This is a genomic window from Actinomadura geliboluensis (genome assembly GCF_005889745.1).
GTDB lineage: Bacteria > Actinomycetota > Actinomycetes > Streptosporangiales > Streptosporangiaceae > Spirillospora > Spirillospora geliboluensis.
This window is the reverse complement of the sequence record NZ_VCKZ01000776.1, coordinates 1-717: the sequence shown is the minus strand read 5'-3', so window position 1 is coordinate 717 and position 717 is coordinate 1. Positions and strand designations below refer to the sequence as shown.

Genomic DNA, 717 nt, shown 5'->3' with positions numbered 1-717 from the left:
CCGCCGGTGAGGGTGTCCAGGTCGCAGATGACGGTGACCTTGGTGGCCTTGTGCCCGCCCGACAGCACCGTGGTGAGTGCGGCGGCCGTCCGCTCGGAGAGGTCGCGATGGTCGTCGGTTCCGGCGGGCTTGGCCAGCGGCCCGAGGGTGCCGTCCCAGATGGCGGCGTCTTCGGCGTTCAGCCAGCCCTTGATGTAGCGGCCACCGTCCAGTGAGCGGGTCGAGTCGATCCAGGACCGCTCGTAGCCGCGCGCCACGTCTTCGGGGGCCTGTTCGGTGCCGTCGCGTTCGGCGATGACATCGCGGATCCGCTTACCGAAGCTGGCGACTTTCCCGGCGGAGAAGCCCTGGTCGACCATGCCCAGCAGGATGCTCTCGGCCGCGGGGCAGTCATCGTCGTCGAGTCGGGTGATGGCGTCGGCGATGGTGGCGGCATATCCGGCCGACAGGTCACCTGTTGTCCAGCGCTCGGTCATCTCGGGGACGCGGTGGCGCTGGCGGGCCAGGGTGAGGCGTTCCTTGGCGCGGGACTCGCGCATGCCCAGCCGGGACCGCAGCCACGATCGGGTGGAGGGGTATCCCCACCGCTGCACTTCCCGGGTGCCGTCCACCACGCCGATGAACCCGGCGAGGGCGGCTTCCTGCAGGTCGGTGGCGGTGGCGAGGGTTTTGGTGAGTTCCAGGCACGCCGCTGCTGATTCGGGGGCGGGGCGGGAG

The 717-nt window shown here is 70.6% G+C and carries 1 protein-coding gene; it reads right to left on the bottom strand.

Translation table 11 applies throughout. The features are described from left to right. The coding region (locus ETD96_RS44175; RefSeq protein ID WP_138642403.1) for a DUF222 domain-containing protein at window positions 1-717 on the bottom strand (717 nt) is incomplete at both ends.